The 25,220-nt window shown below is 59.8% G+C and carries 17 protein-coding genes; 9 read left to right on the top strand and 8 right to left on the bottom strand.

The window, feature by feature from the left end; genetic code table 11:
• Positions 1-87 precede the first annotated feature (87 nt).
• Positions 88-4,329, top strand: coding sequence for a dermonecrotic toxin domain-containing protein (locus tag ACM6IN_RS16370; protein WP_414916372.1), 4,242 nt, complete (start codon positions 88-90; stop codon positions 4,327-4,329).
• On the opposite strand, the gene ACM6IN_RS16365 is transcribed toward ACM6IN_RS16370, so the two are convergent.
• Positions 4,286-5,839, bottom strand: coding sequence for a PLP-dependent aminotransferase family protein (locus ACM6IN_RS16365; protein WP_414916371.1), 1,554 nt, complete (start codon positions 5,837-5,839; stop codon positions 4,286-4,288). The two genes, ACM6IN_RS16370 and ACM6IN_RS16365, sit on opposite strands and share 44 nt — an antisense overlap.
• A 92-nt stretch (positions 5,840-5,931) precedes the next feature.
• On the opposite strand from ACM6IN_RS16365, the gene ACM6IN_RS16360 reads away from it, so the two are divergent.
• Genes ACM6IN_RS16360 through ACM6IN_RS16350 form a run of 3 tightly spaced genes read left to right on the top strand, consistent with a single transcriptional unit; the run spans position 5,932 to position 7,696 of the window.
• Positions 5,932-6,555: an FMN-binding negative transcriptional regulator gene (locus ACM6IN_RS16360; protein ID WP_026000519.1), complete on the top strand. Its 624-nt coding sequence runs from the start codon at positions 5,932-5,934 to the stop codon at positions 6,553-6,555.
• 10 nt (positions 6,556-6,565) lie between these two features.
• Positions 6,566-7,012, top strand: coding sequence for a GNAT family N-acetyltransferase (locus ACM6IN_RS16355; RefSeq protein WP_414916370.1), 447 nt, complete (start codon positions 6,566-6,568; stop codon positions 7,010-7,012).
• A 12-nt stretch (positions 7,013-7,024) separates the two neighbouring features.
• The gene (locus ACM6IN_RS16350) at positions 7,025-7,696 is read left to right on the top strand and encodes a GNAT family N-acetyltransferase (protein ID WP_095113182.1); all 672 of its coding nucleotides are present in this window, start codon (positions 7,025-7,027) and stop codon (positions 7,694-7,696) included.
• Between the two features lie 100 nt (positions 7,697-7,796).
• On the opposite strand, the gene ACM6IN_RS16345 is transcribed toward ACM6IN_RS16350, so the two are convergent.
• Positions 7,797-8,696, bottom strand: coding sequence for a homocysteine S-methyltransferase family protein (locus tag ACM6IN_RS16345; protein WP_095113181.1), 900 nt, complete (start codon positions 8,694-8,696; stop codon positions 7,797-7,799).
• A gap of 113 nt (positions 8,697-8,809) precedes the next feature.
• On the opposite strand from ACM6IN_RS16345, the gene ACM6IN_RS16340 reads away from it, so the two are divergent.
• A complete protein-coding gene (locus tag ACM6IN_RS16340; RefSeq protein ID WP_414916369.1) occupies positions 8,810-9,631 on the top strand; it encodes an ABC transporter substrate-binding protein in 822 nt (273 codons plus the stop codon).
• Positions 9,628-10,464: an amino acid ABC transporter permease gene (locus tag ACM6IN_RS16335; RefSeq protein WP_007912085.1), complete on the top strand. Its 837-nt coding sequence runs from the start codon at positions 9,628-9,630 to the stop codon at positions 10,462-10,464. The genes ACM6IN_RS16340 and ACM6IN_RS16335 overlap by 4 nt, the downstream gene beginning before the upstream one ends.
• A gap of 32 nt (positions 10,465-10,496) precedes the next feature.
• Here ACM6IN_RS16335 and ACM6IN_RS16330 read toward each other — a convergent pair whose 3' ends face one another.
• Positions 10,497-10,775 (bottom strand): helix-turn-helix domain-containing protein, encoded by a 279-nt coding sequence (locus ACM6IN_RS16330; RefSeq protein WP_007912084.1) that lies wholly within the window; start codon positions 10,773-10,775, stop codon positions 10,497-10,499.
• A gap of 263 nt (positions 10,776-11,038) precedes the next feature.
• On the opposite strand from ACM6IN_RS16330, the gene ACM6IN_RS16325 reads away from it, so the two are divergent.
• Together ACM6IN_RS16325 and ACM6IN_RS16320 are read left to right on the top strand one after the other, a co-directional pair.
• The gene (locus ACM6IN_RS16325; protein ID WP_414916368.1) at positions 11,039-13,996 is read left to right on the top strand and encodes an autotransporter domain-containing protein; all 2,958 of its coding nucleotides are present in this window, start codon (positions 11,039-11,041) and stop codon (positions 13,994-13,996) included.
• 198 nt (positions 13,997-14,194) lie between these two features.
• Complete coding sequence (locus ACM6IN_RS16320; protein WP_414916367.1) at positions 14,195-16,384, top strand: autotransporter domain-containing protein; 2,190 nt, start codon at positions 14,195-14,197, stop codon at positions 16,382-16,384.
• 183 nt (positions 16,385-16,567) lie between these two features.
• Here ACM6IN_RS16320 and oadA read toward each other — a convergent pair whose 3' ends face one another.
• Both oadA and ACM6IN_RS16310 read right to left on the bottom strand, forming a co-directional pair.
• Complete coding sequence (gene oadA, locus ACM6IN_RS16315) at positions 16,568-18,376, bottom strand: sodium-extruding oxaloacetate decarboxylase subunit alpha (protein WP_007912076.1); 1,809 nt, start codon at positions 18,374-18,376, stop codon at positions 16,568-16,570.
• An 11-nt stretch (positions 18,377-18,387) separates the two neighbouring features.
• Positions 18,388-19,803 carry an acetyl-CoA carboxylase biotin carboxylase subunit gene (locus ACM6IN_RS16310; RefSeq protein WP_025112637.1) on the bottom strand — a complete coding sequence of 472 codons (1,416 nt, stop codon included), beginning with the start codon at positions 19,801-19,803 and terminating at the stop codon, positions 18,388-18,390.
• 190 nt (positions 19,804-19,993) lie between these two features.
• Here ACM6IN_RS16310 and ACM6IN_RS16305 point away from each other — a divergent pair, with 190 nt between their 5' ends.
• Positions 19,994-20,956 (top strand): LysR family transcriptional regulator, encoded by a 963-nt coding sequence (locus ACM6IN_RS16305; protein WP_007912073.1) that lies wholly within the window; start codon positions 19,994-19,996, stop codon positions 20,954-20,956.
• Here ACM6IN_RS16305 and ACM6IN_RS16300 read toward each other — a convergent pair.
• The 3 genes from ACM6IN_RS16300 to ACM6IN_RS16290 all read right to left on the bottom strand — a co-directional run bounded on the left by ACM6IN_RS16300 (position 20,898) and on the right by ACM6IN_RS16290 (position 25,120).
• A complete protein-coding gene (locus ACM6IN_RS16300; protein ID WP_414916366.1) occupies positions 20,898-21,101 on the bottom strand; it encodes a PA3496 family putative envelope integrity protein in 204 nt (67 codons plus the stop codon). The two genes, ACM6IN_RS16305 and ACM6IN_RS16300, sit on opposite strands and share 59 nt — an antisense overlap.
• Positions 21,102-21,255: 154 nt before the next feature.
• Positions 21,256-22,122, bottom strand: a complete 867-nt coding sequence (gene hexR, locus ACM6IN_RS16295) for a transcriptional regulator HexR (protein ID WP_007912071.1) — start codon at positions 22,120-22,122, stop codon at positions 21,256-21,258.
• Positions 22,123-22,249: 127 nt separating this feature from the next.
• Complete coding sequence (locus ACM6IN_RS16290; protein ID WP_095113176.1) at positions 22,250-25,120, bottom strand: putative bifunctional diguanylate cyclase/phosphodiesterase; 2,871 nt, start codon at positions 25,118-25,120, stop codon at positions 22,250-22,252.
• Positions 25,121-25,220 lie beyond the last annotated feature (100 nt).

Raw genomic sequence — 25,220 nt, 5'->3', positions numbered from 1 at the left:
CTGACCTTGCAACCGGACCTGCCGTCCGCCATCCATCTGCCGGTAAAAATCAGCGCAATCGGCAAGCTGCTCAATGAGCTGGCACCGTTGCTGTTCATCGCCTACAAGGAACAGCAGGTCAATTACTGGGACGATTTCACCTATCCGGGGCAGCCCCGCTGGCAGCAGTTGTCACAGGCCTTGCGCAATTTGTGGAAGATCGACACGAACCCGGACTGGGATGCCGACCAGCGCGCCATGGCCGAAGCGCTTTACACGTTCCCGGATAAACACCAACGACTGCCCACCGCCCCATACAAGATCCGCGCCTGCCTGATTGATCTTGACCGCGGCGAGGGCGACGAGCAGAACCACGTGAGCCTGCTCGATACGGCTGTACTGATCGGCACCCACGACAAACGTACGTTGATCATGACCCACTCGGTGCTTAAAGGATTCGAGAGTTTTGAATCGTTGGCAAAGCTCGGAGAAGCCCTGCCGCGTCGTTACTGGAAAGGTGCCTCCGGGGCCGGGTTGAAATGGCGACTGGTCGAACCGCAGGGCGATTTTTTCGACTATCAGGCCTGCACACTGGTTGCCCTGGAAGCAGAAGCGCTGGGCGCGATCAATTATTTCCAGGGCTCGAGTTCCAGCGAGCTTTATCCGCACGCCGGGACTGTCGGCAATCCCCGAGAGCCGACACCGCGCCTCAAGCCTCACATCGATCTCTTGCGTCCGATGCTGCCAGCCTGGCTCGACAACGCCTCTCCCGCCGATCAAACCCGATACAGCCGGCATCTGCTCGATCTGACTATGGTGCAGCACACCAACAAGGGAAAATCATTTCAGAGCGAAGTCATTACCCTGCAAGCGTTCACCCGTGATGCCTTGAAACAACAGATCGCCAAGGATCATCCGCAGGCCGGCGAGGTGAGCATCGATGACATCGAAATCAGCATCACCAGCCTGGTGGTCTGGGGCACATTCGTCTTGCCGGGTAACACGCAGACCCAGACGCTGTCGCTCATCGAGCTTGCCCTGCAAAACCTCGCAGGGCAGCCAGCAGGCAATAAGACCGTTGGTTACAAGGAGGGCGGCGCGGCGCCTGATTGGATGACTGCAAGCTACCTGGAACAACTGGTCAGCAGCGTCGATATCGGCCAGACCTACCCGGCGTACCTGCAAAACCTGCTGATTGACGACACCGAGCAGGCGTCGGCACTGCAAGCGCTCTATACCAGCCAGTTGCCCATCGAACTGCCGCTGCTGGCGTTGCAGCACAAAATACAAGGCAAGGCCGGCATCACTGACCAGGGTTATCGCTATGTGGTTGCCGCGCTGGCAAACACCAGCGATGAGCGTTATGTCGATCGCGATGAAATCGTCATTCGCCCGCTCGGGTTCGTTGCCCATCGCAGCCGCTCACAGGCGGACACCGTCAATAACATGTTCGTCATCGGCCCGCGCGAGACGGACAAGGGGCCGTGTCTGCTCTATCGACCGCTGTTCGAAAAGGCACTGATGCAATTTCCCTCGCACGCCAACCTGCTGTACGAGATCCAGCATTCACGGGATCTGCGCGAGTCGGTCCTGGCCTGGTTGCCGGACGACGTGCGCTTCGACTACAGCCAGTTCGTCTTCACCGCCCGATTGCCTTCTGTCTGGACGATCCCGCAATTGCTGGTGAACCCCTTGACCGCCCTCGACATGTCCGGCCCCGTTGCACTGGCGACAACAATGATTAACCACGATGTACTCGCGACCCTGCATAACAGCAACGTGCAGGCAGTCATCACCCAGGCCGACCGCCAATCGGTCTCTGACGCAGAAGCACGCTGGGTCACGCTTAAACACGGCGGCTGGATGCTGTTCAACGCCGCCTTGCCATTCCTCGGGCGCAGCGTCGGCACGGCGGCGTGGATCTGGCAGATCATGGACGACCTGCAAGAAATCAGCGATGTGGCCAATGAGCAATCCGGCAAGATTGCCTGGACGGCCCTCACCGACATTCTTCTGGCCTTGGGCATGGTGCTCGCCCATCGCGCAGCAATGGGCGACAAGCCACTCAGCGAGTCGATCCCGCAGGAAGAACCAAGCCCCACCGTCACCACAGACCTCGTCGTCAGCAAACCTTTGCAGCTGCCGGACGTTTCCAGCACTGCACTGCCCATCGCGCATGAGATGGTGGTGAACCCCTTTACTGCTCTGAAACGATCCCCGGTCGCACTGAAAGCGCTGCTCGATAGTTTACAGATCGCCAAACCCAGAGGCATCGGCGATGCCGCCAGGGAGGGTACGCACAGGCACCTTTATCCCCGCCAGAAACAATGGTTCGCCCCCGTCGGCAAGCGCTGGTTCGAAGTCATGTTCAATGAGCACGCCGAGGTGCAGATCATCGACTCACGTCAGCAACCGCCGCGTAACGGGCCGCCGCTGACTCGCACCGCCAACGGTCAATGGGTGGTAGACCTTCGATTGCGCCTGCGCGGCGGCGGACTCGACAACGCCCTTGAGGCCGCTCAAGACGTCAACAAAATGGATGCCGGGCAACTGACCGCCGAAATCAGCGCATTCGATGCAACGATGCAAACCAAGCAGGTTCAGCGTGACGCCGACCATAACGCCTTGAGCAATGCGCTCGGGGAAGCCCGGGCACCGGCGCGCGAGCAGTATCTGGCGACACTCGACGCACAGCACAAGGCGTACGGCGCGAACATTGAACAAATCAAGGCGTTGCATCTGAAGGAGCCCATTCCCAACTACCGCATCGTCATGATCCAGCGCTTGGAGATGCAGCTTTTTCTTGGCCAGGAATGGCTCGAACTGCACTCCACAGAGTTCCAGGCCAACCTCAAGACAATGCAGGCAATGCTGGCCAATGAAGGTGATTTCGCCGTACAGGCGTTTGTTCAGACCTTCGAAAAGATGACCGATCAGACCCAGGCGATCATTGAAAAAATGGAGATGGCCCAGAGCCGTTTTGACGAACTGAAGTTGTTGGGAAAAAAAGCTGTCGAGGTGGTGCAAACCTATCGCGAGGCGTTACCGAAATATGAACTGAACGACCTCAAACTGTTGCAGATCAGTCTCGGCCAGGAGATCTGCATCAAGGGCGGCGCCACGGCGGACGCCGCCAATGCCTATAAAACGCTGGGCAGTCTCATCGAAGACGCCGCGCTGAGTATCCAGAGCACGTTGAATCTGACCGCGGATGAAAGCCTCGAAAATCTGCGCGAACGCACGGATGCCCTGAACAATGTGGCCGAACAATTTTCTGCCATCAATCAACGCTTTGGCGATCTGCTCATTGACTACCCCGAACAGATCAATACCGCACGCCTGGAGCATGTACGCAGCCGGGTGAGCGCGTTCCAGGCCCGTACCGAAAGCAAACTGGTCGAGCTGCTGCGCTATAAGCACTTGCTGGAGCCGGGGCCGGGGCCGGGGCCTTCCAGGCCGAGATCTGCCTCTTCATCGACGCGACGGATCATCAAAACCAAATCCAGGGGCACGGTGGTCGGCGAACGGAAAAAGAGCCTCGAAGGCCCGGATACCAACCTGGTCGAAGTGCGAACCACGTTGACAGGGGTCATCGCCACGTTCGAGGAGGAATCGCCTGGTGTCTGGGTCGAACAGCGCACGGCGAAACCCCAGCCGCCCAAGGCCCGCCCCTCCCTGAGTAGCAGTATTCGTGATGGTCAGGCCCTGATCGACGGTTTGGCTCGCTTTCACCTACGCATCGAAGCACAGCTCAAACGAGGATGGCGGATCCCTGTCGAGGTCGAGGAGCAATACCACAAGCATGCGGCCGTCCTGCGGGAAGCCAATGCGGCAATCGACGAAGCATTGACTGCGAGCAACCTGACCGCCGACCTCAAAAAGCCGACCGAAGAACTCGGCCACAAGCTTGACGACGCTGCCAATAAACTTGAAGAAAAAGGTACCAGCACCCGTATCGGCATGGTCAAGCAACAGTTACCGACAGCCGCAGGAGTGCAATGGCTCAAGGACAAGGGCGAAGTCAGGATTGCAAAAACCGTGAAGCGACGCAGGCTCAAAGGTCAGGACAGGGATTTCCTCGACGAGTACGAAGTACGCGACGCCCACACCAACAAGGTGTTGTGTTACGCACATTTCCATTACAGCAGTGCCGAGGCGCCCGTCACGCCCTTCCCCATCGGCCATATGAAAACCGTGGCGCAGCAGCGTATGGGAGGTGCCTTTGAGCCGCGCTTTCTGAACAATCAGGCGCTGATCGACATCCATCGCAGCGGCATTTCCGACAAATCGGCGAAGGCACTGTTTCTCACGCCTTCCACGCCTGCCGTAACCGGATCAACGCTGCGTTGATTGCCGGTTCAGGGACAGCGGCAAAGCCCAGGACCAGCCCGGCACGCTGGTCCAGCAGCGTCGTCGAGTCCGGCAGCCAGTAACTGCTCAAGCCGTTGATCTCGACGTCGACGCCAGCCGCTTGCGCAATCAACTGCTGCTCGCGCTCGATGCTGTCCACGGCCACGGTCAGGTGCAGCCCGGCAGAGACGGCGGGCAAATCACCCACCCCGGCGATGGCGGTTGGCCAACCGTCGAGCAAGGTGTTGCGCCGGCTCAGCGCGGCACGGCGCATGCGCCGGATATGCCGCTGGAAATGCCCGGCCGCCATGAACTCAGCCATCACCGCCTGTGTACTCACCTCGGAATGCCGGACATCCACCGCCCGGCGTTGCGAGAACGCATCCACCAGCCCCGGCGGCAAAACCAAATACCCAAGGCGCAGCGCCGGAAACGCGACCTTGCCGAAAGTGCCGACATACAGCACGCGTCCCTGTCGATCGAGTGCCGCCAACGGTGCCAGCGGCGCGCCGGTGTAACGGTATTCGCCATCGTAATCGTCCTCGACGATCCAGCCATGGCAGCGCTCGGCCCAGGCGAGCAGTTCGAGGCGTCGCGCCAGGCTCATCACCACGCCGGTCGGGTACTGATGAGAGGGCGTGACATACGCCACGCGACAATCCCCGGTGGCCGACAGCGCCGAGCAATCCATGCCCTCTTCGTCTACGGCAATACCGTGCAAACGAGCGCCCGCCACAGCGAACGCATGACCGGCCGCGCGGTAGCCAGGATTTTCGATCGCGACACCGTCGCCCGGCGCCACCAGCAACTGTGCACAAAGGCTAATGCCTTGCTGTGCGCCGCTGGTGATCACAATTTGCTCAGGTGAACACTGCATGCCGCGCGAACTGCGCAGATAGGCAGCGATCATTGCACGCAGGCGCGCATCGCCGGACGGATCGCCGTAACACAGTTGCTCCAGATCCGGTTTACGCCAGAAAGCCGCATTCAGCTTGGCCCACACCTCGAAGGGGAATAGATCAAACGCCGGAACACCCACCCTGAATGCTCGCGGCGGACCACTCGGGGGTCGGGCCAAATGGTTCTTTTCAATGCGCGAAAAATTATCACTGTGGATAACTTTACTGGATGAAATCACAGATAAATCCAGCCAATTTGTGGATAAGGCTGTGGGTAAGCCTGTTGAAAACCCTGTGGATACTTTTGTGGATAGTTTTTTCGTTGGGGTCGTCACGGGCATCAATTGGGCGACGTAGGTGCCATCCCCTACCCGCCCCTCAATAAAGCCTTCGGCATACAGTTGATCGTAGGCGCGCACCACGCTGTTGCGGGAGATCCCCAACGCCGCCGCCAGATCGCGACTGGCCGGTAACCGTGTACCACTCGCCAGCCGTCCATCCAGCACACGCAGGCGCAACGCCTGATAGAGCTGGCGACTCAAGCCCTGGCGCCGATCAAGCTCGATACCGGCAGGGTTGAAGGGCATGGACAACGTTGGCGAATCGGGCATGGCAATGGACCTATGAAATTGGTCATCAATGGCTCTTACAACAGACCAATAGCCTGCCTACGATGCAGGCATTCGCCAAGGAAAATTTGTCCATGTACACACCGCGCGCCTTTGCCATCGAAGACCTTTCCCAACTGCACGAGCTGATCCTCGCCACCCGCCTCGCCATTCTGGTGACCCACGGCGAAAGTGGCTTGCAGGCCAGCCATGTGCCGGTGCTGCTGCATTGCGAACAAGGCGAGTACGGCACGCTGTACGGGCACCTGGCCCGCGCCAACCCGCAGTGGAAAGACTTGCGCGACGGTGCCGAAGCCATGCTGATCTTCGCCGGCGCCGATGCCTACGTCAGCCCGGGTTTTTATCCGAGCAAGGCCGAGCACGGCAAAGTCGTGCCGACCTGGAACTACATCGCCGTGCATGCCTATGGCCACGCCGAAACTTTCAGCGACGGCGGACGCCTGCTCGACATCGTCAGCACCCTCACCGACCGTCATGAAGCCGGCCGCGCGCAACCGTGGTCCGTCGCCGATGCGCCTGCCGATTACATCGACGGCATGCTCAAAGCGATTGTCGGTTTCGCCATTCCCATCGACCGCCTCGAAGGCAAACGCAAGCTCAGCCAGAACCGCAGCGCCGAAGACATTGCCGGCGTGCGCGAAGGCCTGGCGGCCAGCCCGGAAATCAATGATCAAACCCTCGCCCGATTGATGCGCTAAGGAAATCACCATGAGTCAGACCGACATTCGCCAGGTCAGCGCCGACGACCACGCCGCGTGGCTACCGCTGTGGCAGGCTTATCTGCGTTTCTACAACACCCAACTGCCGGAAGCTGTGACGCAAAGTACCTGGCAGCGTTTTCTCGACCCGAGCGAGCCAACCCACGCAGCATTGGCGTGGGCCGACGGTAAAGCCGTGGGCATGGTGCATTACATCTACCATCGCTCGAACTGGAGCATCGAAAACTCCTGCTACCTGCAGGATCTGCTGGTGGTGCCGGAAACCCGTGGCAGCGGTGTCGGTCGTCTGTTGATCGAACACGTTTACGCCACGGCCAAGGCTGACGGCTGCTGCAAAGTGCACTGGCTGACCCACGAAACCAACGCCACTGCGATCCAGCTCTACGAGCGCATCGCTGAACGCCCGGGCTTCATCCAGTTTCGCAAGGCCATTTAAGGAGACATCTGCATGACCACTTCACTGGCTGACTGGAAAGGCGCCCCCGCCCCCACTGCCACGCTGCTCGAAGGGCGTTTCATTCGCCTGGAAAGACTCGACCCGGCGCGCCATGGCGACGAACTGTTCGCCGCCCTCGAAGGCCCCGGCGCCGACCCGAAACTCTGGGATTACTTGCCTTATGGACCTTTTCCGGAGCGCAGCACTTTCGACGCCTGGCTGAACAACCACGCGGCCGCCAGCGACCCGTATTTCTTCAGCGTCATCGACCGCGCCAGCGGCCAAGTGCAAGGCATCCTCAGCCTGATGTCGATCGTCCCGGCCCAGGGTCGCATTGAAATCGGTCACGTCACCTTTGGTGCGCCGATGCAGCGCTCGCCGAGAAGCACCGAAGCGGTATACCTGCTGGCCAAATATTCCTTCGACCTCGGCTACCGCCGCCTCGAATGGAAATGCAACAACGGCAACGCCCGCTCCAAATACGCCGCCGAGCGTTTGGGTTTCAGCTTCGAAGGCGTGTTCCGCCAGCACATGGTGGTCAAGGGACAGAACCGCGATACCGCGTGGTACTCGATTCTGGATGGCGAGTGGCCGGCGATTGCGGCAGGGTTCGAGCAGTGGCTGTCGGATGATAATCAGACGTCCGACGGGCAGGTGAAAGGCTTGGTTGAATGCCGATCGTGATTACCTGAAAAGCAAAAGATCGCAGCCTGCGGCAGCCCCTACAGGGTGAACGTCAATCCCATGTAGGAGCTGCCGCAGATTGCGATTTTTTGATCTGTTTTCAGCCCAGTTTCTGCGCCAGCACCGCGATGTGTTCCGGCCCGATCCCGCAGCAACCGCCCAAATGGCTGGCACCGCGCTGCTGCCAGTCAATCGCCCAGTGCAAGTACCCCGGCGGATCCAGATCCTCGCGCAGCGGATCAAGTCCGTCATTGGCCGTAGCTTCTTTTGGCTGCGGCGGAAACGCATTGGCGTAAGCACCAATGTTTATCTTCACCCCCAGACGCTCGAAGGTTTCACGCGCGGCATCAATCGCGGCACCGATCACTTCTGGCTGACTGCAATTGAACAGCAACGTCTCGACGCCCAACTCAGCCGCCACCGCAGCCGCTTCGGCGACCGGCTCACCAGAGCGCAGGCGCGGCACTTCATCAGTGTCTTCGTCCTTCAAGGTGAACGACAACCAGAACGGTTTGCCATCCTTCGGCAACCCGGCGTGAATGGCTCGCGCCTCGATGATCGAACTCTGGGTTTCCGCCAGCCACACATCAACATGCGCTGCCAGGCCGTTGACCAAGGGCGCCAGCAACTCAGTCACTCGGGCGGCCTCGAACAGATCCGGACGATAGGAGCCGAACAGCGGCGGCAATGAGCCGGCCACCCGCACGGATTTCCCCGAGGCTTGCACCGCACGTCGCGCCAGTTCACCGGCCAACGCCGCCAGTGCCTGCCCTTCAGCGGCGAAGCGTTCCTCACCAATATGGAACGGCACCACGGCATAACTGTTGGTGGTAATCACATTGGCGCCACTGGCGATATAAGCGGCATGTACCGCCTCAACCGCTTGCGGCGCCTCGCTCAACGCCAGCGCCGACCACTCCGGCTGGCGAAATGGCGCACCGGCGCGCTGCAATTCACGGCCCATGCCGCCATCGAGAATAATCGTGCTGCCTGCGCCCATATGCTTTTCACTCATATGCTTATGAAAATAACTCACTATCAGAGTCGTTCTTATAACTATTTAATACGCACCATTCCGTTAAAAACAACCTCTTTTTTACCCAGGGATCGACTGTGAAATTTCAACCGCTACTGGCCCTGGGCCTGACGATTCTGGCCGCCTCCACGCAAGCCTTTGCTGGCACCACGCTGGACCGTATCGAGCAAAAGAAAGAGCTGGTCGGTGTGCTGATGGAAAGCTATCCACCGTTCTCGTTTCTCAATGACCAGAACCAACTAGACGGCTTCGACGTGGATGTCGCCAAGGCCGTGGCTGAAAAACTGGGCGTCAAGTTACGACTGGAAACGCCGTCCTGGGACGTCATTGCCGCCGGCCGCTGGAGCGGGCGCTACGATATCTGCATCTGCTCGATGACGCCGAGCAAGGCCCGCGCCGAGGTGTTCGATTTCCCGGTCGAGTACTACGCTTCGCCGGCGGTGATCGTGGTCAATGCCAAGGATGAGCGGATCCACGACGCCAAGGATCTGAGCGGCAAAAAAGTCGGCCTCACCAGCGCGTCCAGTTACGAAAGCTATCTGAACAAGAACCTGGTCATCGAAGGCGCCGAAGATACGCAACTGCAGTACCCGTTCGAAGATGTGCAGATCGCGCCGTACGATACCGATAACGTCGCCTTCCAGGACTTGGGCCTGGGCGCCGGCGTGCGCCTGGATGCAATCCTCACCAACCTCGTCACCGCGCAGCCACGCCTGAACCAGGACAAACGCTTCAAACTGGCCGGCGCGCCGCTGTATTCGGAGCCGAACTCGGTGGCCATCGAAAAGGGTGACGCGCAATGGGATGCCAAAGTGCGCGAGGTGTTCGCGCAACTGAAACAGGACGGCACCCTGAGCAAGCTTTCGCAAAAATGGATCGGCGCTGATATCAGCCAATGACTTCTTTCCCGACACCGCCACAGCCACCGCAACCGGTGGCTGAATCACGCCTGCAACGGATGTTCGGTTTTCGTACGCGGCTGTACCTGACCTGGGCAACGCTGTTCTGCCTGTTCGCCGGGTTCTTCCTGAGCTTCGACCTGAAGTTCTCGATCATCCTCGACAAACTGCCCAATCTGGTCGGCCTGCACCTGGCGCCCAACGGCTTCTTGCAGGGTGCAGCGCTGACGCTGTTCCTCTGCGTGTGCTCGATTGTCGCCTCGTCCCTGCTGGGCTTCATCACGGCATTGGCACGTCTGTCGAAAAGCGCCGTGGCGTTCGGCATCGCCAGTTTTTACACCTCGTTCTTTCGCGGCACGCCACTGCTTATCCAGATCCTGCTGATCTACCTCGGCTTGCCGCAACTGGGCATCGTGCCTGGCGCCATCGTCGCGGGCATCATTGCCTTGTCGCTGAACTACGGCGCCTATCTCAGCGAAATCTTCCGCGCCGGCATCCTCGGTGTCGACCACGGCCAGCGCGAAGCTTCGCTAGCACTGGGTATGCGCGAGACGGTGATTTTCTGGCGCATCACCCTGCCGCAAGCCATGCGCACGATCATCCCGCCCACGACCAACCAGTTCATCTCGATGCTCAAGGACTCGTCACTGATCTCGGTGATGGGCGTCTGGGAAGTGATGTTTCTCGCCCAGTCATACGGGCGCTCAAGCTACCGCTACATCGAAATGCTGACGACGGCGGCGATCATCTACTGGCTGATGTCCATTGGACTGGAGTTGATTCAGGCACGAATGGAGCGGCATTACGGCAAGGCTTACGTGCGACGGAGCTAGGGGGATCGGCACCTTGCGGGTTGCGTCGGGTTTTAATGGGGCTCTCGGCGTACCCGCACAACGCCCATTTTCAGGCCAAACAATCGGAATATTGAGTCCAACGACCTCAACGTCTGATTACCCTCAGCGTGCTCTATGTGTATCAACGTGCGGACCGAAATTTTGCACATCTTAGCGAATTGGATTTGATGCAGCCCTGTCACCTCAACTCGTAAACGGCGGACGGCTTCGCTGATTTCCAATGTCCCGTCGGCCAGCGCCTCTTGAATGCTTTCGATGAGCGCCATGCGTTCGAGAACTGTCATTACCATTTTCCTCTCCAATCTTCGAGCGCCGCATAAGGCTCAATAAACATTAATGGCGCGGGGATTCATTGATGTGAGTGCTTCGGCGTTTGAATCAAAACTTACCGCACCTAATGAGAGAAGCAGGCAAAAAAACTGCAACAAAATGCAGAAATTAATATATTTCAGCGCTGAAGATGCAAAACAATGCAGATCAACCACCGACATCATTCTGTAAAAACCCTTCGCTATACAGGACGGCCCGCTTATAACAAAAAGGCCGTCCGACCATGCCGTTCCCGCCACAGCGTCTGTCCCTCGCCATTGCCCTGTTGATCGCTGCCACTTCGGCAAACGCTAAAACTGTGCAGATCGACACCGCCACCACGGCAGCACAAACGCTGGGTGGCAGCGACACGTTGACGATTTCCGCGCCGGGCAGCATCACCAACAGCGGCAAGGCCGTGAGCCTGAAAGACAAGACCAGCGGTGCCGGTGTGGTGATCGACAACGCCGGCAAAATCGTTTCCAGCGGTGGCCGGGCCATCGACAGCAGTGGCGACCTGACCCAGGCGCGCAACTACACGATTTACAACCGCAGCGGCGGGCAGATTCGCGGTGCCAACGACGCGTTGCGTATCGACAGCAACTTTGTCAGCGGCAGCCTGTTGATCGACAACAGCGGCGTGATTCGCTCCACCACCGGCCAGGGACTGGATCTCGATGCGCTGCGCAGTGACGGCGTGAAGACCACCATTATCAACCGCGTCGGCGGGCTGATTCGCGGCGACGCCAGCGACGGCATGAAGACCGGCGCGAATGCGACGATCAGCAACTATGGCGAGATTTCGTCCGGCGATTCGCACAATGCCGACGGGAAATTCGACGGCATCGATATCGATTCCGCGAGCGGCGTCAGTGTGACCAACTACGGGGTGATTTCCGGTGGCCGCCATGGCATCACCACCGATCTTGGCGCGACGCTGATCAACTACGGGCAGATCGCCGGCCGCAATGGTTCCGGCTTCGGTTCCGACGGCGATGGCACGGTGATTAACCACGGCACCATCACTGGCGCTTACTCAGGCTTGCAAGCGAACGGTGACGGCGACGGCGTGGACATCGACAAGATCGCCCACATCGAAAACTACGGGACTATTCAGGGCGTCGGTGCGGGCGGTGTGGACAAGGGTGGTTTCGCCAACGGCAGCGAGGGTATCGCGCTGGGTGGCGGTTACATCCTCAACGCCAGCAACGCTTTGATCAGCGGTGCCGACAGCGCCATTCTGGTCGACGATGGCAGCGGCGGCTCGGGACTGGCGGCGACCACTCTGGAAAACTTCGGCACCATTCAAGGCCTCAACGGTTTCGGCGTGAAGCTCGTCGGCGAGTTCGACGACAACGTCATCAACGGCGGCACGATCAGTGGCAGCAATGGCCTGGCGCTGGATCTGGGCGGCGGTAACGACAGTCTGACCCTGCGCAACGGCAGTCGCTTTGTCGGCGTGGTGGATGGCGGCAGCGGTTACGACCGGGTGGTGATGGACGATGCGGCCGGTGGCAGCTTCGGCGCCAGTCGTAACTTCGAATGGCTGGAGGTAGAACAAGGTGCGTGGACACTCACAGGCAGCGGCGACTTCAGCGACGGCGGTGCAGTGCGCAACGGCGCAAAACTGATCAATCAAGGCAGCATCACCGGTAACCTGACCGTGGATGCCGGCGGTGTGTATGCCGGTGGCGGTTCGGTGGGCAGCCTCACCGTCAACGGCACATTGCGCACCGACACCGGACTCGGTCGCGCAACCATCGTTCGCGATTTGAACATGGGCAGCGCAGCCACCCTCGCCTACGGCGTCAACGCCGATGGCAGCAGCGCGCCGGTACAGGTCGGCGGCATCGCCAATCTCAATGGCGCAACGCTCGCGGTGAATCCCGATAGCGGCACGTATCCCTGGCAGAGCCACTACACCGTGCTGCAAGCGGCGCAGGTCAACGGCACCTTCGGCAAGGTCAGCAGCGACTATGCATTCCTGACGCCGACCCTTGCCTACACGCCTACCCAAGTTGACCTGACCTACACTCGCAACGACGTGGCTTTCAATGAGTTTGCCACGACCGGCAACGGCACAAACGCCGCCAACAGCCTCGCCTCAATCGGCAAAAACAGTGCGCTGTACAACGCCTTGCTCAATACCAGCCAAAGCAGCGCCGGCGCAGCAATCGAGCAACTGGCCGGTGCCAGCAACGCCAACCTGACCAACGCCACCCTCAGCGCCAGCAGTCAGGTCGGCAGCAGCATGCTCTCGGCGATGCAGCAAATGGGCGGCAGCCCGGGACTGCTGGTCGGCCTCGATCAACGCGACACGCCCGTGCTGGCGGCCAACGGCGTGCCGACCGAGGCGCGCAACCTGAATGATCCGAACGCTCACGGCCGGCTCTGGCTGCAAGGCATCGGCGGCTACGGCAAGCTCGATGGCGAACACGGCAGCAGTGGTCTGGAACAACGCACCAAGGGCAGCGTGCTGGGCGCCGACTGGTCACTGAATCCAGCGTGGCGCCTGGGCGTACTGGGTGGTTATTCGAAAACCGATCTGGACGCGACCGGCGTCGACGGCAACGTCGAGAGCTGGCACGCCGGCGTCTACGCGCTGCACCAGAACGGCCCGATCGCTTTGCGCCTCGGCGCGGCGTACAGCGGCCATCAGGGCGAAAGCAAACGCACCATCGCCTTCAATGGTTTCAGCGACCGCCCGAAAGGCGATTACGACGCCGATAGCCAGCAAGCCTTCGCCGAACTCGGCTATGCCATGGGCAGCGGCCGCCTCAGCGCCGAGCCCTTCGCCAGCCTCGGTTATCAGCGCTACCACCGCGACAGCTATAAGGAAAAAGGCGGCGCCGCCGCGCTGCAAGTCGACAGCCAGACCCAGGACAACTTCAGCAGCACCTTCGGCCTGCGCCTGGCGCACTTGAGCAGCCTCGACAACGGCATGAGCGTGACCCCGCGCATGGCTGCTGGCTGGAAACACACTTACGGCGATGTCGGCAGCTCGACGCGTCAGGCGTTTGTGACTGGCGGCACCGCGTTCAGTGTCGATGGTAGCTCGCTGGATCGCGACAGCCTGGTGCTGGAAGCCGGGCTGGATGTGGGGATTTCTGCGCGGCACACGCTGGGTGTGGGATACAGCGGTGAGATCGGCAGCAACAGCCGCAATCACGGTTTGATCGGGCAGTGGCAGATGAGTTTTTGAGGTTGAACAGGCGGCGCGGTCTTGATTGGTTGTAGGAAAAAGAGCCGCTGCAGCCGAGCAAAACTCCGGGTTCCAGATCACACGGTCATTTTCTACAAAACGATGCGATGTCGCCTGCAAGCCTGCGGGAAGCAGCCGACATCGGATTTTCGGGTGCATCAATAGAGTTGGGTCTCCTTTCAAAAAAGGCCCTACCTAATGCCCCTTCAACACACTTTCAAACCAAAACACTTGGCTTTGGCCATTTCGCTGGCGCTGGCTTGTGTAGAGCTTGCCAACGCTCAGCAATCCTCTGAAGTCGCTGATTCAACCGCAGTCGTGAATGCCACTGAATTGCCCGAAACCAACGCTAAAGAAATGGCACTTGAACGACTCAAGGGATTTCTCACCGACCCAAGTACGGTACCCATCGCTTTTAAAACCCCTGAAGAAACGTTTAAAGGTACCGCTGTAAACGATCTGATCACACTCACGGACGGCGCAAGCTTTACCGGCCTGCTGGATGGTGGCGCAGGAGATAACGTCCTGTTCCTGGATGCAGCGGCAGGCGGCGAGCTGAAAGACACGCGTAATTTCAACGGCCTGCTCCTCAGCCGGGGCGACTGGACTCTGAGTTCCAAGGGTGACTTCAAGGACGGCGTGCTGGTCAACAGCGGTACCGCTTTGACCAACCTGGGGGGCATCAAGGGCGATGTCTATGTCGAAAGAGGTGGCAGCTTTGCAGGTAAAGGCGCTGTGGGCAGCCTGGAGGTCGCCGGCCTGCTCTCCGTCAATGGGGCACTCGGCAGTCCGCGCGTGAAAGGCGACTTGCGCTTGTCCCCAACCGCCGAGCTGGCTTATGAGGTCACGCCCAGTGGCAGTCAAACGATCAAGGTCGATGGCACTGCCAGGCTGGAAGGTGCAACCCTGAACGTCGTTGCCGTTCCAGGGGAGTATCCGCAAAGTCGCCAGTACAAAATCATCGAAGCCGGCAAGGTAGAAGGCGAATTCGGCAAGGTCCTTAACAACCTCGCCTTTATGACCGCCACACCTCAGTACAACAAAAAATCTGTCGGGCTGACTTATGCCCGTAACGGTGAGCCGCTTGCGAGCGTTGCCACAACAGACAACGGTCGTGCAGTTGCCGACAGCATTGTCGAACCACAAACGCCTGCGCCATTCGCGACGCCAACGCCAACGCCAACGCCAACGCCATTGACGGCATCCGCATCAGTTCCAGTTCCAGTTCCGCCATCGGCGTCGACGCTCGTTGCAGAGTCCGTCCCATCGCTAATGCAGGACGAACCTCTTACTGCGCAAGTTAACGAGACCGCCGAACAGCCCGCCCCTGCGCCACTAAAACCCACAAACGCAGCAGTCGCCGCACTACTGACCAGCGACAAAACCACCGCCCCCGTCGCCATCGAACAACTCGCCGCCGGCAGCAACGCCAATCTCGCCAAAGCCACGCTAAGCAGTATCACTCCGGTGAGCGCGAGCATGCTCTCGGCCATGCAGCAACTGAATAGCCGTTACGGTTCTGCCTACGGTTCCGGCAACTCACCGCGTCAGGCCGCCGGCGGCGCCGACTCCGGGCGGGTGTGGATTCAGGCGCTCGGCCATGGCGGCAAGGTTGACCGCGAGTTCGACAGCACCCTGAAACACGCGACCCAAGGCCTGGTCATGGGCGCCGACTGGCGGCTCGATGAGCAATGGCATATCGGCCTGGTCGGTGGTAAATCGCAAACCAGACTCGACGCTCGGCAATACGATGGCGACCTCGACAGCTGGCACCTCGGCGCCTACGCCGTGCGCCAGGACGGACCGTTCTCACTGCGTCTCGGGGCGACCTATGCCAGCCATGACGGCGACAGCAAGCGGCGAGTGGCCTTCAACGGCTTCAGCGATCGTCTCAAGGGCAACTATGACGCCAACACCCAGCAAGCCTTTGCCGAACTGGCGGTCAATGTTGGCCGGCACAACGCGACGCTCGAACCGTTCGCCAGCCTCGGCTATCAGCGCTATCAGCGCGACAGCTACAGCGAAAAAGGTGGGGATGCAGCGCTGAAAGTCTTTGGGCAAACCCGCGACAACCTCAGCAGCACCTTCGGCCTGCGCACGGCAAAAATCACTCGGCTGGATAACGGCATGACGCTGACGCCGCGATTCAGTGCCGGTTGGAAACACACCTTTGGCGAGATCGAAAGCGACACCCGCCAACAACTGGTCAAGGGTGGCAAGCGGTTTGAGGTTGCCGGTGCCGCGCTGGATCGCAACAGCCTGTCGGTGGATGCCGGCCTCGATCTTGGGCTGTCAGCCAATCACTCCGTCGGCGTTGGTCTTACCGGTGAAATGGCCACTGACAGCCGCACTCACGGCGTGATGGGCCAATGGCGCATGGCGTTTTAACTGACACAACATTTTCTGTAGGAGTTGCCGAAGGCTGCGATCTTTTGATCTTTGTTTTTATTAACCCAAAACAACATCAAAAGATCGCAGCCTTCGGCAGCTCCTACAGGTGAAAAATTCAGGCAAAAAAAAGGGGAGCACATGCCCCCCCGAGGTTTAAAGCGTTGGATCGCGGCCGTTATCTCAGCCTTCGATCTCGATCAGAATTTCACCCGGATTGACCCGATCACCCTTGGCCACATGAATGGCGGTGACCTTGCCGGCAACCGCAGCCTGGACTTCGGTTTCCATCTTCATCGCTTCGGTGATCAGCACAGCCTGACCCGCCTTGACGGTGTCACCCTCCTTGACCAGCACATCGACGATGTTGCCCGGCATGGTGGTGCTGACGTGGCCCGGCGCCGAGGCTTGCTTGCGCTTGCTGCTGCCACCGCTGACGAACTCGTTGAGCGGCTCAAACACCACTTCTTCCGGCATGCCGTCGATGGACAGGTAGAAGTGACGCTTGCCTTCAGCCTTGACGCCGACACCGGTGATGTCGACGCGGTAGGTTTCGCCGTGGACGTCGATAACGAACTCGGTCGGCACGCCTTCGCCGCCAGCCTTGGTCACACCGCCAGCCTCTGGAATCGGCAGCAGCACTTCCGGCGTGAGGGTTCCCGCGGCGCGCTCTTCGAGGAACTTGCGACCGATGTCCGGGAACATGGCGAAGGTCAGCACGTCTTCTTCCGACTTGGCCAGTGCGCCGATGTCGGCACGCAGCTTGGTCATTTCCGGCTTGAGCAGATCGGCCGGACGCACATCGATGACTTCTTCACTGCCGATCGCCTGACGACGCAGTTTTTCGTTCACTACGCCCGGTGCTTTGCCATAGCCGCCTTGCAGGTAAAGCTTCACTTCGTTGGTGATAGTCTTGTAGCGCTCGCCGGCCAGCACGTTGAAGAACGCCTGGGTGCCGACGATCTGCGAGGTCGGCGTCACCAGCGGCGGGAAGCCAAGGTCTTCACGTACGCGCGGGATTTCCGCGAGGACTTCAGCCATGCGGTTGAGTGCGCCCTGCTCTTTCAACTGGTTGGCAAGGTTGGAGATCATCCCGCCCGGCACCTGGTTGACTTGCACGCGAGTGTCGACCGCGGTGAATTCGCTTTCGAACTGGTGGTACTTCTTACGCACGGCGTAGAAGTAAAGGCCGATCTCTTGCAGCAGCTCGAGGTTCAGGCCGGTGTCGAACTCGGTGCCTTTGAGTGCAGCAACCATCGACTCAGTGCCTGGATGGCTGGTGCCCGAGGCGAAGCTGGAGATTGCGGTGTCGATATGATCGGCGCCGTTTTCGATCGCCTTGAGTTGGCACATGGTCGCCAGACCGGCGGTGTCGTGCGAGTGGATAAACACCGGCAACGATTGCTCGGCTTTCAACGCACGCACCAGTTCACCGGTGGCGTACGGGGTCAACAAGCCAGCCATGTCCTTGATCGCCACCGAGTCGCAACCCATGGCTTCCATCTGCTTGGCTTGGGCCACGAACGCATCGATGGTGTGAACCGGACTGGTGGTGTAAGCGATGGTGCCTTGCGCATGTTTGCCGGCCGCCTTCACCGCTTCGATGGCCACGCGCAGGTTACGCACGTCGTTCATCGCGTCGAAAATGCGGAACACGTCGATGCCATTTACCGCAGCCTTGGCGACGAACGCTTTGACCACGTCATCGCTGTAATGGCGGTAGCCCAGCAGGTTCTGGCCGCGCAAAAGCATTTGCAGACGCGTGTTAGGCAGCGCCGCACGCAGTTGGCGCAGACGCTCCCACGGGTCTTCTTTGAGGAAGCGGACGCAGGCGTCGAACGTCGCACCGCCCCAGCATTCCAGCGACCAGTAGCCGACTTTGTCGAGCTTGTCGCAGATCGGCAGCATGTCTTCGGTGCGCATGCGGGTGGCGAGCAGCGATTGGTGAGCGTCGCGCAGGATGGTATCGGTGACAAAGATCTTCTTGGACATTGTTGTATTCCTCACAGGCCTGCGTGGGCGGCGATGGCGGCGGCGATGGCCAGGGCCAGCTCTTCGGGTTTGCGCTTGATCGAGTAGTTGGTCAGTTCCGGGTGGCTTTCAACGAAGCTGGTATTGAACTGGCCGCTACGGAATTCCGGGTTGCGCAGGATTTCCTGATAGTACGCCGCGGTGGTCTTCACCCCCTGCAGACGCATGTCGTCGAGGGCGCGCAGGCCACGGTCCATCGCCTCTTCCCAGGTCAGCGCCCAGACCACCAGTTTCAGGCACATCGAATCGTAGAATGGCGGAATGGTATAGCCGGTGTAGATCGCGGTATCGGTGCGCACGCCCGGACCGCCGGGGGCGTAGTAACGGGTGATCTTGCCGAAGCTCGGCAGGAAGTTGTTCTTCGGGTCCTCAGCGTTGATGCGGAACTGCAACGCGAAACCACGGTGCTGGATGTCTTCCTGCTTGACCGACAACGGCAGGCCGGAGGCGATGCGAATCTGCTCGCGAACGATATCGATCCCGGTGATCTCTTCGGTGATGGTGTGTTCCACCTGCACCCGGGTGTTCATCTCCATGAAGTACACCTCGCCCTCGGCGAGCAGGAACTCCACAGTACCGGCGTTCTCGTAACCCACTGCCTTCGCCGCACGCACCGACAAGTCGCCGATGTAAGCGCGTTGCTCGGGAGTCAGTTGCGGGCTCGGGGCGATTTCGATGAGCTTCTGGTTGCGACGCTGGATCGAGCAATCACGCTCGAACAGGTGCACGACGTTGCCAAAGCTGTCGCCGAGAATCTGCGCTTCGATGTGCTTGGGATTGACGATGCATTTTTCCAGGAACACTTCGGCAGAACCGAACGCCTTGGTCGCTTCGGAAATCACCCGAGGGAAATTCTGTTCGAGTTCTTCGCGGCTATTGCAGCGACGGATACCGCGCCCGCCACCACCGGAAGTGGCTTTGAGCATCACCGGGTAACCGATGCGGTCGCCTTCGGCCAAGGCTTCTTCGATGTCGGCAACATTGCCTTCGGTACCCGGCGTAACCGGCACACCGGCCTTGATCATGCTGCGCCGCGCTTCGGTCTTGTCGCCCATGCGGCGAATGACTTCCGCCGACGGGCCAATGAATTTGATGCCGCGTTCAGCGCATATGTCTGCCAGCTCGGCGTTTTCCGAGAGGAAACCGTAACCGGGGTGCAACGCATCGCAGCCGGTTTCAACCGCCAGGTTCACCAGCTTGCGCGGGTTCAGGTAACCGGCCAGTGGCTCGGCACCGATGCTATGGGCCTCGTCCGCACGCTTCACATGCAACGCATGACGGTCGGCGTCGGAAAAAATCGCAACCGAGCGAATGCCCATTTCGGCGCAGGCTCGCACGATTCGTACGGCAATCTCACCACGGTTGGCGATCAGGATCTTTGTTATCACTTGGAGGTTCCCTTGAGCCGGTGGCACCACGACCTGCTAGACCCAGGTCGACGCGTGACCAAATGTTTCAATTTAGTCGCAGGTCCACACTAGCGCTCATGAGGGATTAACAAAAATGAATAATAATTGGGTCAGGCATAAGCAAAGACTTATAGTTGAAACATCAGCCCGCCGTCAGAGCCCATAAAAAATGCGTAAGTCCTTGATGCGTATGACATTGCGCCAGTTGCAGATCTTCAACGAAGTGTGTGATTTACGCTCTTACAGCCGCGCAGCCGAGGAAATGTCCCTCACGCAACCGGCCGTCAGCCTACAGATTCGTCAGCTCGAGGAGCTGATCGGCCAGCCATTATTCGATTATGTCGGTAAAAAGCTCTACATGACCGAGGCTGCCGAGGCCCTCCAGCGCGCAAGCCGGGACATCTTCGGACGCCTGGAAAACCTCGATATGCAACTGTCGGACATGCAGGGCTCGTTGCAGGGTCAGCTGAAACTGGCGGTCGAATCGAGCGCCAAATACTTCGTCCCGCACCTGTTCGCCGCGTTCAAGCGCCAGCACCCGGAAGTGAATCTGCAATTGACGGTAGTCAACCGTGGTCAAGTGATCCGGCGGCTGTCGGACAACCGCGATGATCTGGTGATCATGTCGATGGTGCCGCAGGACATGGGTCTGGAGTTCCTGCCGTTCCTCAACAATCCGATCGTTGCCGTGGCGCGTCCGGATCATCCGTTGGCGCACATGGGCCCGTTGCGTTTGCAGGATCTTGAACCCTATACATTGCTGATCCGTGAACCGGGTTCGGGCACGCGACTGGCCTGCGAAGAGTATTTCAAAGAGAAGCGCGTGCACTTCACCCAGACGCAGGAAGTGGCCTCGGCCGAAGCTCAGCGTGAATGCGTGCAGGCGGGTCTGGGCCTGGCGCTGTTGACGCGCCACGCCCTGAACCTGGAGCTGGCGACCGGCGGACTCGTCGAGCTGCCGGTCGAGGAATTGCCGCTGCTGCGCAGCTGGTGCCTGGTGCAAGCCAAAGCCAAACGCCTGTCACCGGTGGCGCACGCCTTCCTGGCGTTTATCCGCAGCGAACGCGTGCAGATCAGCGCGCTGGTTGAGCGTTTCGACGGGAAGCTACGGGCGTTGCCTGCCAGTGATTGATCTCGGGAAAGTCGCCGATTTCGGCCTGAAGCTGACGGAGTTCGAAGCGCTCTTCGATAGCGCGGCGAAATTCCATGCGGCGCTGGTCTTCCTGCTGACGACGGGTTTTCGCGGCGCTGTTGCGTTCTTCGTAGGGCTGAGCCATTTCGAGTCTCCCAAGGCGATGACGGGAGTTTCACGATAGGCGGGAGGGATGACGGTTTGATGAAAGTTGCCGCCCAAAAAGCAAAAGATCGCAGCCTTCGGCAGCTCCTACATTGATCCGTGTAGGAGCTGCCGAAGGCTGCGATCTTTTGATCTTAATCATCCAGGGCTTTGGCGGCCTTGGGCGACAAGCGCAAGCTGCGCAGACTGCGCTTCACGCTCTTGAGGTGATTGACCAGGCTTGGCCCGCGCGCCATCGCTACGCCCATCGCCAGCACATCGATCACCACCAGGTGCGCGATACGCGACGTCAGCGGCGTATAAATCTCCGTGTCTTCATGCACATCGATCGCCAGATTGACCGTCGACAATTCGGCCAACGGCGTCTGGCTCGGACACAGGGTAATCAGCGATGCCCCGCTCTCGCGCACCAGATTGGCGGTGATCAGCAAATCCTTGGAACGCCCCGACTGCGAAATGCAGATCGCCACATCGGTCGGCTTCAACGTTACCGCCGACATTGCCTGCATGTGCGGATCGGAATACGCCGCCGCCGTCAGCAGCAAACGAAAGAACTTGTGCTGCGCATCCGCTGCCACTGCACCCGAGGCACCGAAGCCATAGAACTCGACGCGCTGCGCCTGCGACATCAACGTCACTGCGCGCTGCAACTCGACCGGATCGAGCTTCTCGCGAACCTCCATCAAGGTGTGCAACGTGGTGTCGAAAATCTTCAGGCTGTAATCGGCAACCGAGTCGTCTTCATGGATCGCGAACTGGCCGAAGCTGGCACCGGCGGCCAGGCTTTGCGCCAGTTTGAGTTTGAGATCCTGAAAACCGGAACAACCGATGGCTCGACAGAAGCGCACGATAGTCGGCTCACTGATGCCGACGCTGTGGGCCAGGTCGGCCATGGAACTGTGCATCACCGCCGCAGGGTCAAGCAGCACGTGGTCGGCGACCTTGAGCTCCGACTTGCGTAACAGGTGACGTGACTGGGCGATGTGTTGCAGCAGATTCAAGGGGCTGGACTCTTCTTATGGGCAAGGATGTAGCACGCTTGTAGTTATACTACATGAATTGGCTTTTTGCCTGCTCAATGCGTAACTCCATGTCCCCATATCAGGCGCGATGAGGAGCATGTAGCCCTTAAAACGGATTATCCTGCGCGCGCAAAAGCCCGGCCAGACTGGCAGCCTCCACAGGCCGACTGATCAGATAACCCTGCACCTCATCGCAGCGCTCAACGCGTAAAAATTCCAGCTGCTCCAGGCGCTCGACACCTTCAGCTACCACCTTCAGCGATAGTCCATGCGCCATGGCGATGATCGCGCGAGTGATCGCCGCGTCTTCGCTGCCCTCACCCAACCCGCGAATGAACGCCTGATCGATCTTCACGTAATCCACCGGAATGCGCTTGAGGTAACTCAACGACGAATAGCCTGTGCCGAAATCGTCAATGGCCAGTTTCACGCCCAGATCACGTAGCTGCTGGAAGGTCGCGATGATGTGTTCGACGCTGTCGAGCAACTGGCTTTCGGTCAATTCCAGTTCGAGGTAGTGCGGCGCCAGACCGGTTTCCTCCAGCACCTGACGCACCAGACTGACCAGCTTGCCCTGACGCAATTGATGCACCGACAGGTTCACCGAAACCCGGATCGGCTCCAGGCCCTGACGCTGCCATTCACAAGCCTGCCAGCACGCCTGACGCAGGACGAATTCGCCGATCGGCCCGATCAGACCGGTTTCCTCGGCCAACCCGATGAAATCCCCCGGCGGCACCCGGCCCATGCTCGGATGATCCCAACGCACCAGTGCTTCCGCGGCATTCAACCGCCCGGTTTCAAGGCACAACTTCGGTTGATAGAACACTTTGAGCTGCTTTTCTTCGATGGCTTTGCGCAACTGATTTTCCAGCTGCAAGCGCTCAAGGGTGCTGGCTTGCAGGCTGTCGGTGTAGAACTGGAAGTTGTTGCCGCCCAAATGCTTGGCGTGTTGCATAGCCATGTTCGACTGGCTGACCAGCGCAGAAATCTCCCGAGCGTTGTCTGGCAGCATGCTGATGCCCATCGAGGCGCTGACCACCAGCTCATGCCCCTCGACCGTCAGTGGCAGTCGCAACTTGCTCGACAGGCGCGTGGCAACCCGGGCCAGACTCGACAGGTTACCGTAGGCATCGAACAGCACGGCGAATTCGTCGCCGGACAACCGCGCGATGGTGTCCGCTTCCGGCAAGGCGTTGACCAGACGGCGCGCCATTTTCTGCAGCAACTGGTCGGCAATCTCATGGCCGAGGCTGTCGTTGAGCAATTTGAAGCGATCCAGATTGATGTGCAGCAACGCCAGACTGCGCCGGCCTTGACGCGAGCGCTGATGCGCTTCATGCAAACGCTCGCGAAACAGTGAGCGGTTGGCCAGCCCGGTGAGTTCGTCGTAATGGGTCAGATAGCGCAGGCGCTCTTCAGATTCGCGTCGCGCCGACAGATCGGCGAAGAAGCCGACGATATGACTGACATTTCCCCGACCATCACGTACCGCATTAAGTTGCAGCCACTGCGGATACAGCTCGCCGTTTTTGCGCGTCTCCACCAGTTCGCCCTGCCAACTGCCATGCTGCTCAAGCGCATGGCGGATCGCCACGTAATGACGGCGGGCATCGCGGCTGCACGGTAATTCGACGACATTGCGCCCGAGCATGTCTTCGATGTCGTAGCCGGTGACGCGGCTGAACGCCTGATTGATCGCGATCAGCGCATAGTTCGGGTCCAGAATCACGATGCCTTCACTGGCCGCTTCGAATACGGTCGCCGCCAGGCGCTGCTGCTCTTCGAGGCTTTTGCTGGCACTGATGTCGCGGCGGGTGCCGACCATGCGGATCACCCGACCGCTGTCGCTGCGTTCTACCGCGCGGCCACGGTCTTCGATCCAGACCCAATGGCCATCGCCGTGGCGTACGCGGTATTCGATCTGATAGTCCTCGGTACGACCCTTCAAGTGCTCGATCAACGCGTATTTCAGCGTCGGCACATCGTCTGGATGCAGACGTGGCTTGAGGTCGCGCAACAGCGCCGTGACGTATTCCGGAGCGAGGCCGAACAGCTCCTGAATCTGCGTGTGGTGAACTTCGTCGGTTTGCAGGTTCCAGTCCCACAACCCCAACTCACTGGCCTTCAACGCCAGCGCCAGCCGCGCCTCGCTTTTGCTCAGGGCCTGATTGGCGGCGTCCAGTTCAAGGCTGCGCTGGACCACGCGGTCTTCGAGTTCGACCTGCGCCTCACGCAACTTGCCCTCGGCGCAGCGGCGCTGGTCGATTTCTTTGGCCAACTCTTGATTGAGCTGTTCGCTGCGCGCCTGCGTCTGTTGCAGGTGTTCGATCAAGTGCTGATTCTGGAAGCGCCGTAGCAAGCCGCGATCGATCAGCCGATTGACCTGCCATGCCACCACGCTCAGCGAGCCGAGCAGGATCAGCCCGAGCCAGCCCCAACCGCGCGCCTGCTCGTCACCGCCCCAGAACAGATAACCGATCGCCGGCAACAGACAGGGCAAGGTAAAGGAGAGAAACGCTGGCAGGCTCACCGCGTAGGCAACGCTGGCCGACAGGGTTGCGGCGCCAATCAGGCCGAACACCCAAGCCTGTTGGATGAAGTTGTCGGCGGGCACCAAGGCGATGCCGGCGCCGGCCAGGGTCAGGCCGGTCATGGTCGAGCCAAGCAGAAACATCCGCCGCCAGATCGGTTGCGCCTGACGATCAGGGATCGCCGAATCGAATGCCGCCACCTGAATCACCCGCAGCGCGACCAATGACAGCAACCATACCAGCCAGACGCTGACCACGAAGTAGCGCTGCGGGCTCCAGAGCAGGCCGGCGCAGACCAGACCATTGATCAACATGAACAGCGTGGGCAACAACGAGCCCTGATACAGCAGACGCGTGCGCTCGACCGCCATTTCGACGGCATAGTGCTTGCGGATAACCCGGGGTTCCACGGAGGGGCCCGACAGTTCGGAGCTGAGGGTCATGGGCAACGTTCTTGTTCTTATAAGGAGGGCGTGCGCCCGAAACGTGGACGGAGCATACACAAGCCGATCCCGTTGCCAAACTGCTCCAGATCATAATTTC

Source organism: Pseudomonas sp. IT-P395, from assembly GCF_949767675.1.
GTDB lineage: Bacteria > Pseudomonadota > Gammaproteobacteria > Pseudomonadales > Pseudomonadaceae > Aquipseudomonas.
The sequence above is the reverse complement of the archived record's forward strand: the minus strand, read 5'-3'. Positions and strand labels throughout refer to the sequence as shown.